Here is a 7,799-nt window from a genome sequence, read left to right as displayed (position 1 = left end):
GCGCCAGGCGGCAATGGCCTGCGCCATCACGGCGAGGTCGGCCCGCGACCAGGTCAGGTGCAATTGCTCGACAAGCCAGTGGGCGGCGGTTTGCTCGTCGCTGATGAAGCCGCGATCCACGGCAGCCTCCAGGCCTTCGGAGTATGAGAAGCCTCCCACGGGCAAGGCCGGCGACGCCAGCCATACCAGGCCCAGGAGGTCCGCATCAGTGATGGTCGTGCCCATCATGTGAATGCCCGCCATGCGCGCCGTGCCCGCCATAGGCCCCGCCTTCGGGCTCGAACGGGCCTCTCGTTTCCCGGACGATCAGGTGCATGTTGCGCAGCATCTGCGCCAGCACGTGATCGGGTTCTATCTTCAGGTGGTCGGCCTTGAGCTCGATGGCCACATGCCGGTTGCCCAGGTGATAGGCAGCACGTGTCAGATCGAAGAGTGTGCCGTGCTCCTTGCAATGCGTGATCACCAGCACCGGCTGCGGAGCGGCGATCACCTTGATCAGCGAGCCATCTTCCGCCACCAGCACGTCGCCGCCGCGCACCACGGTGCCGCGCGGCAGGAACACGCCGAGATGGCGGCCTTGCGAATCGCTGCAATCGAAGCGGCTCTTCTGGCGAACGTCCCAGTCCAGTTCCACCGTGGCCGCGCGCTTGAGCAAAACCGGCGCGAGACCGTGGCCGCCGGCCAGGAGTTTGGAAACCTGCAGCATGGGACGGCCCTAGAAGAGGAAGTAGCGCTGCGACATCGGCAGCACGGTCGCCGGCTCGCAGGTCAGCAATTGACCATCGGCCCGAACCGCATAGGTCTGCGGGTCGATCTCCATCTTGGGCAGGTAGCTGTTGTGGACCAGGTCGCCCTTGCGCACATTGCGGATGTTCTTCACCGCGCTGAGGTTCTTCGCGAGGCCAAAGCGCTCCTTGATGCCGGCTGCCAGCCCGGCTTGCGATACGAAGGTCAGAGAGCCGCGCGCGACGGCACTGCCGAAGCTGCCGAACATAGGACGGTAGTGCACCGGCTGCGGCGTCGGGATGGATGCGTTCGGGTCGCCCATCGCCGCCATGGCGATGAAACCGCCCTTGAGGATCAGCGCCGGCTTGACGCCGAAGAATGCTGGCTTCCAGACCACGAGGTCGGCCCACTTGCCCTGCTCGATGCTGCCCACCTCGTGGCTGATGCCGTGCGAGATGGCGGGGTTGATCGTGTACTTGGCAATGTAGCGCTTGGTGCGGAAGTTGTCGTGGCGTTCACCGTCGCCGGGCAGTTTACCGCGCTGCAGCTTCATCTTGTGCGCGGTCTGCCAGGTGCGCATGATGACCTCGCCGACGCGGCCCATGGCCTGGCTGTCGCTGGACATCATGCTGATGGCGCCCAGGTCATGCAGGATGTCCTCGGCGGCGATGGTTTCGCGGCGGATGCGGCTCTCGGCGAAGGCCAGGTCCTCGGCGACGCTGGCGTCCAGGTGGTGGCAGACCATCAGCATGTCCAGGTGCTCGTCCACCGTGTTGACGGTGTAGGGCATCGTCGGGTTGGTCGACGAGGGCAGGAAGTTCGGTTCGCCGACCACGCGCATGATGTCCGGCGCGTGGCCGCCGCCAGCGCCCTCGGTGTGGAAGGCGCAGAGCGTGCGGCCCTTCGTTGCGGCGACGGTGTCTTCGACGAAGCCGCTCTCGTTCAGCGTGTCGCTGTGGATCGAGACCTGCACGTCGTGTTGTTCGGCGACGTCCAGGCAGGTGTCGATCGCCGCCGGCGTGGTGCCCCAGTCCTCGTGCAGCTTGAGCCCGATCGCACCGGCTTCGACCTGCTGCTGCAGTGCCTCGGGCCGGCTGGCGTTGCCTTTGCCGAGAAAGCCCAGGTTCATCGGGAAAGCATCGGCGGCCTGCAGCATCAGCCGCAGGTTCGTCGGCCCGGGCGTGCAGGTGGTGGCCAAGGTGCCGGTGGCCGGGCCGGTGCCGCCGCCCAGCATGGTCGTTACGCCGGACATCAGCGCCTCTTCGATCTGCTGCGGGCAGATGAAGTGCACATGCGTGTCGATGCCGCCGGCGGTGACGATCAAACCCTCGGCCGAGAGGATCTCGGTGCCCGGGCCGATGGGGATGTCCACGCCCGGCTGCACGTCCGGATTGCCGGCCTTGCCGATGGCCACGATGCGGTGGCTCTTGATGCCGATGTCGGCCTTGACGATGCCCCAGTGGTCGACGATCACCGCGTTGGTGATGACCAGGTCGGCGGCTTCGTGGGCGCCGGGGCCGTTGGGCAGCTGGCTCTGGCCCATGCCGTCGCGGATGGTCTTGCCGCCGCCGAACTTCACCTCTTCGCCATAGCCGCCGGCGCGCAGCGTGTAGTCGTCTTCGATCTCCAGCACCAGGGCGGTGTCGGCCAGCCGCAGCCGGTCGCCGACCGTGGGGCCGAACATCTCGGCGTAGGCACGTTTGCCAATGACAGCCATGTCAGAGTTTCCCTTGCACGAGGCCGCGGAAGCCCCAGACTTCACGGCCGCCGGCGTAGTCCACCAGTTCGATGGTGCGCTGCTGGCCGGGCTCGAAGCGCACGGCGGTGCCGCTGGCGATGTTCAGCCGCATGCCGCGCGCGGCCGCGCGGTCGAAGCGCAGGCCGGCATTGGTTTCGGCGAAGTGGTAGTGCGAGCCGACCTGGATCGGCCGGTCGCCGGTGTTCTCGACCACCAGCGTGGTGGTGCGGCGGCCTGGGTTCAGCGGCAGGTCGCCGGCATCGGTGAACAGTTCACCTGGAATCATGTTGGTGCGTCCCGGTTGTTGTCATGGGATGGGTTGGTGCACGGTCACCAGTTTGGTGCCGTCCGGGAAGGTGGCTTCGACCTGGATCTCCGGGATCAGCTCGGCAATGCCCTCCATCACATCGGCGCGCGTCAACACCGTCTTGCCTTCGCTCATCAGCGCGGCGACGGTCTTGCCGTCGCGAGCGCCTTCCATGATGGCCGCGGTGATCAGCGCCACCGCCTCGGGGTAGTTGAGCTTCAGGCCACGGGCCTTGCGGCGCTCGGCCAGCAAGGCCGCGGTGAAGATCAGCAGCTTGTCTTTTTCGCGCGGTGTCAGGTCCATGCGGTCGATTCTGGCGCAGCGGTGGGCACCGGGGCCCTGGGGCAAGTGCCGTGCCGGCGCACGATGCGCTGCGGCGACACTGGTGCCTCCGCTCGCGCCCAAGCCCTGCAACAACGGCGCCGCATCGCCTTGGTGCGTTTCTTGAACAGCAAGACCCTTGATGTCCACGCCTGCCGTCACGCCGCCTTCGCCCGCCATGCCGCAATCACCGCCGCAGCGGGTGGTCACCTTTCGCCGTGACTACAACAGCTGGGTGGCGCGCGAGACGATGGAAGACTACGCGCTGCGCTTCACGCCGCGCACCTTCCGCAAGTGGTCGGAATGGCGGGTGGCCAACACCGCGTTCGGGGCTGCGTCGTTCCTGATCCTCGAAGCGGTGGGCGCCACGCTGCTGGTGCAGCACGGTTTCACCAATGCCGCGCTGGCGATCCTGGCGACCGGGCTGATCATCTTTCTGGCCGGCCTGCCGATCAGCGTTTACGCCGCACGCCACGGCGTCGACATGGACCTGCTGACGCGCGGCGCTGGCTTCGGCTACCTCGGCTCGACCATCACCTCGCTGATCTACGCCAGCTTCACCTTCATCTTCTTCGCGCTCGAAGCCGCGGTGATGGCCTATGCGCTGGAACTGGCCTTCGACATCCCGCCGGCCTGGGGCTATGGTTTGTGTGCGCTGGTGGTGATTCCGCTGGTGACGCACGGTGTCACGGCGATCAGCCGGCTGCAGGTGTGGACGCAACCGCTGTGGCTGGTGCTGCTGGTGTTGCCGTTCATCTTCGTGCTGTGGAAGAGCCCGGGCGAACTGGCCGGCTTGACGAGCTATGGCGGCACCAGCGGCCAGTTCAAGGGCTTCAACCTGCATGCCTTCGGCGCCGCTTTGACCGTCGGCATCGCGCTGATCACGCAGATGGGCGAGCAGGCGGACTATCTGCGCTTCATGCCCGAAATGAAACCCGGCCATCGTGCCCGCTGGTGGGCTGGCACCTTGCTCGGTGGCCCCGGCTGGGTGCTGGTGGGCGTGGCCAAGATGATGGCCGGCGTGGTACTGGCCTACCTGGCGCTGACGCACATGGTGCCGCCGGAGCGCGCGGTGGACCCGAACCAGATGTACCTGGCGGCCTGGGAATACGTGTTCCCGAACTACAGCCTGGCGGTGGCGGCCACGGCGCTGTTCGTCGTCGTCTCGCAGCTGAAGATCAATGTCACCAATGCCTATGCCGGATCGCTGGCCTGGAGCAATTTCTTCTCGCGGCTGACGCACAGCCACCCGGGACGCGTCGTTTGGGTGGTATTCAATACGCTGATCGCGCTGGTGCTGATGGAGATGAATGTTTTCCAGGCGCTGGGCCATGTGCTGGGCTTGTACAGCAACATCGCCATCGCCTGGATGATGGCCGTGGTGGCCGACCTGGTGATCAACAAGCCGCTGGGCTTGTCGCCGCCGGGCATCGAATTCCGCCGGGCGCACCTGTACGACATCAACCCGGTCGGCGTGGGTGCGATGGGCATTGCCTCGGTGCTGTCGGTGGCGGCGCACCTGGGGGCGTTCGGCGATACGGCGCAGGCCTTTTCGGCCATGATCGCGCTGGTCACCGCGATGCTGGCCTCGCCCTTGATTGCCTGGCTCACCGGTGGCCGCTATTACCTGGCGCGCCGCACCGCCGAGGACGAATCGGTCGGCCGCTACCTCGGGGCCGACAACGGCGCGCGCATGGTGCGCCGCTGCGTGATCTGCGAGCGTGAGTACGAGCAGGAAGACATGGCCTCCTGCCCGGCCTATGGCGGGCCGATCTGTTCGTTGTGCTGCACGCTCGATGCGCGCTGCGACGACTTGTGCAAGCCCGATGCGCGGCTGTCGGCGCAATGGCTGGCGCTGCTGCGGCGTGTGCTGCCGGTGCGCATGGCGCCGCAACTCGAAGGCGGCCTGGCGCATTACCTGCTGCTGATGCTGGGCGTGGTGCCGCTGCTGGCAGCCTTGTTCGGCGGCCTGTACCTGCTGGGCATGCGCACGATGGGCGCGGAGGCCGCGTTGATCGCGCCGCTGCTGCGCGCCGGCTTCGTGCAGGCCTTCCTGGTGCTGCTGCTGGTGGCCGGCATGGTGGCCTGGTGGCTGGTGCTGGCGCAGCGCAGCCGGCAGGTGGCGCAGGAAGAATCGCGCCGCCAAACCCAGGCGCTGCAAGAGCAGGCCGAAGCGCTGCAACGTGAAATCACCTCGCACCAGCGCACCGATGCGCAGCTGCAGCAGGCCAAGGCCGCTGCCGATGCCGCGAACCAGGCCAAGAGCCGCTACATCACGACCATCAGCCATGAGCTGCGCACGCCGCTGAACTCCATCCTCGGTTATGCGCAGTTGCTGGAAGACGATCCCGCCGTGCCGGCGCATCGGCGCGGCGCCGTGCAGGTGATCCGGCGTGGCGGCGACCACCTGCTGAGCCTGATCGAAGGCACGCTGGACATAGCACGCATCGAGAGCGGCCGCCTGGCATTGGAGCCTTCGGCGATGCGCTTCGCCGAGGGCCTGGACGAGATCGCACGCATGTTCGAGTTGCAAGCCGCGGCGCGCGGCCTGGGCTTCGAGCACCAGCGACAGAGCAGCCTGCCGGCGCTGGTGCGGGCCGACGAGAAACGGCTGCGCCAGATCCTGATCAACCTGCTCGGCAACGCGGTCAAGTTCACGCGCAGCGGCCGCGTCATGCTGCGCAGCAGTTATTCGGGCGAGATGGCGCGTTTCGAGATCGAAGACACCGGTCCCGGCATGACGGAAGATGAATTGCAGCGTGTGTTCGAGCCTTTTGTGCGCGGCACCTCGGCAGGCGGCAATGCCACGGGCGGCACCGGGCTGGGCTTGACGATCTCTCGCATGCTCACTGATTTGATGGGCGGTGAACTCACGGTGCGCAGCACGCCAGGCGTGGGCACGCGCTTCGCGATCAAGCTCTACCTGCCCGAGCTGGCCGCCGGTGGCCGTCATGGGCAGGAGCGCCTGGCCAGCCGCCGGCCGGTCGGCTATGCCGGACCGCGGCGGCGCCTGCTGGTCGTCGACAACGAAGAGGCTGACCGCCGGCTGCTGGCCGACCGGCTGTCACCGCTGGGCTTCGAACTGTTGCAGGCCGCTTCCGGCGAAGAGGCGCTGGAGGTGCTGGCGCACGAGGCTGTCGATGCCGTCTTTCTCGACCTGGCGATGCCCGGCATCGACGGCTGGACCACGCTGCGCCGCCTGCGCGACCAGGGCCTGAGTGAGGCGCCCGCGGCCATCGTCTCGGCCAATGCCTACGACAAGGGGCTGGAGAATGAGTTGGGCATTGCCGGCAGCGACTTCCTGGTCAAACCGGTGCGCATGGATGAACTGCTGGGCTGGCTTGAGCGCCGCCTGGCGCTGCAATGGCTGCTTGCCTTGCCCGAGCCGGAGCCGGTCGACGCAGCGGCGGTGGCGGTCTGCGCCCCGCCGGCGGACGCCCTGCGTGAACTGGATGAATTGGTGCGGCTGGGTTATGTGCGTGGCATCCTGAAGAAGCTCGATGCCATCGCGCTGGCGCATCCGCAAAGCGCAGGCTTTGCCGAACGCCTGCGCACCATGGCCCGGCGCTTCGAGCTCGATGCCATCACACTGCAGTTGAGAGTGGCATTGCAGGAGGCCAGCGATGCGTGACCCGCTGATGCCGCTGGACCGTGCCACCGGTGAGGTGGTGCTGATCGTCGACGATGTGCCGGACAACTTGTCGCTGCTGCACGACGCGCTCGACGAGGCCGGCCACACCGTGCTGGTGGCCAGCGACGGCCCGAGTGCGATCGCCCGCGCGCAGCAGGCCAAGCCGGATATCGTGCTGCTGGATGCCTTGATGCCCGGCATGGATGGCTTCGAAGTGGCGCGTCGCTTGAAAGCCGACCCCGAGACCGCCACGATCCCGATCATCTTCATGACCGCGCTGACCGAGACCGAGCATGTGGTGGCTGCCTTCGGTGCCGGCGGCGTCGATTACGTCACCAAGCCGATCGATCCGCGCCAGGTGCTGGCGCGCATCGCCGCACACACGCAGACCGCGCGCGTGCAGCGTCAGGCGCGCAATGCGCTGGACGCCTTCGGCCATGCCACGCTGGTGGTGCGGCCGTCCGACGGCAAGCTGCTGTGGCAGACCGCGCTGGCGCGCACGCTGCTGCGTGAGCACTTCGGCAGCGAAGGCAGCGCTGCGCCGGTGCCGCTGATCGACTGGGTGCGGCGCGAGGTGGCCGCGCATGGCGCCGGCGCGGCCCCGCAGCCGCTGGTGGCCGCACGCGGGCCACGCCGGATAACGCTTGAACTGCACGGCATGACCGGCGACGATGTCAGCGACAACCCGGCCGAAGCCGAATGGCTGATCGTCGCCAGCGAAGCCGATGACGGCGCAACGTTCGAGGCGATGATGCGCAGCTTCGGCCTGACGGTGCGGGAGGCCGAAGTGCTGTACTGGGCCGCGCTCGGCAAGACCAACCGTGACATCGGCGAGATCCTGGGCGCCAGTCCCCGCACCGTGACCAAGCACATGGAGCACATCCTGCAGAAGATGGGGGTCGAGACGCGCACCGCCGCGGCGGCCCGTGTGCTGAAACTCATCGGATGAAAGGGTGCCCCGGCCGCATGGTGGCGCCTGGGCCGCTGCGCGTCCTGTTCCCTTGCCGGGGACGAAGTCAATCGGCGAGTCTGGCATCGGCAGGTGACATGAGCATGGCGGTGGTGATTCAATGGAT

The 7,799-nt window shown here is 67.3% G+C and carries 6 protein-coding genes and 1 pseudogene; 2 read left to right on the top strand and 5 right to left on the bottom strand.

The annotated features are described in order from the left end of the window. From VLK61_RS31220 to VLK61_RS31200, 5 genes and pseudogenes are all read right to left on the bottom strand, one after another. Positions 1-225: urease accessory protein UreF (locus VLK61_RS31220; RefSeq protein ID WP_414636893.1), on the bottom strand; the 225-nt coding region annotated here is incomplete at its 3' end. Further along, a pseudogene (ureE, locus tag VLK61_RS31215) lies at positions 212-706 on the bottom strand (urease accessory protein UreE); the annotation flags it as partial. The gene VLK61_RS31220 and the pseudogene ureE, both read right to left, overlap by 14 nt. 9 nt (positions 707-715) lie before the next feature. Next, the gene (gene ureC / locus VLK61_RS31210) at positions 716-2,443 is read right to left on the bottom strand and encodes an urease subunit alpha (RefSeq protein ID WP_325427483.1); all 1,728 of its coding nucleotides are present in this window, start codon (positions 2,441-2,443) and stop codon (positions 716-718) included. A 1-nt stretch (position 2,444) separates the two neighbouring features. Next, positions 2,445-2,750, bottom strand: a complete 306-nt coding sequence (locus VLK61_RS31205) for an urease subunit beta (protein WP_325427480.1) — start codon at positions 2,748-2,750, stop codon at positions 2,445-2,447. Between the two features lie 21 nt (positions 2,751-2,771). Beyond that, positions 2,772-3,074 (bottom strand): urease subunit gamma, encoded by a 303-nt coding sequence (locus tag VLK61_RS31200; RefSeq protein ID WP_325427478.1) that lies wholly within the window; start codon positions 3,072-3,074, stop codon positions 2,772-2,774. 160 nt (positions 3,075-3,234) lie between these two features. On the opposite strand from VLK61_RS31200, the gene VLK61_RS31195 reads away from it, so the two are divergent. Then, positions 3,235-6,723: an ATP-binding protein gene (locus VLK61_RS31195; protein WP_325427476.1), complete on the top strand. Its 3,489-nt coding sequence runs from the start codon at positions 3,235-3,237 to the stop codon at positions 6,721-6,723. Further along, entirely contained in the window at positions 6,716-7,672 is a 957-nt protein-coding gene (locus VLK61_RS31190) for a response regulator transcription factor (protein WP_325427474.1), read from the top strand. Before VLK61_RS31195 ends, VLK61_RS31190 begins: the two co-directional genes overlap by 8 nt. Positions 7,673-7,799: the final 127 nt, after the last annotated feature.

The sequence above is a fragment of the Aquabacterium sp. genome, from assembly GCF_035476535.1.
In the GTDB taxonomy this organism is placed as follows: Bacteria; Pseudomonadota; Gammaproteobacteria; order Burkholderiales; family Burkholderiaceae_C; genus Pseudaquabacterium.
This window is presented reverse-complemented; position numbering and strand designations above follow the sequence as displayed.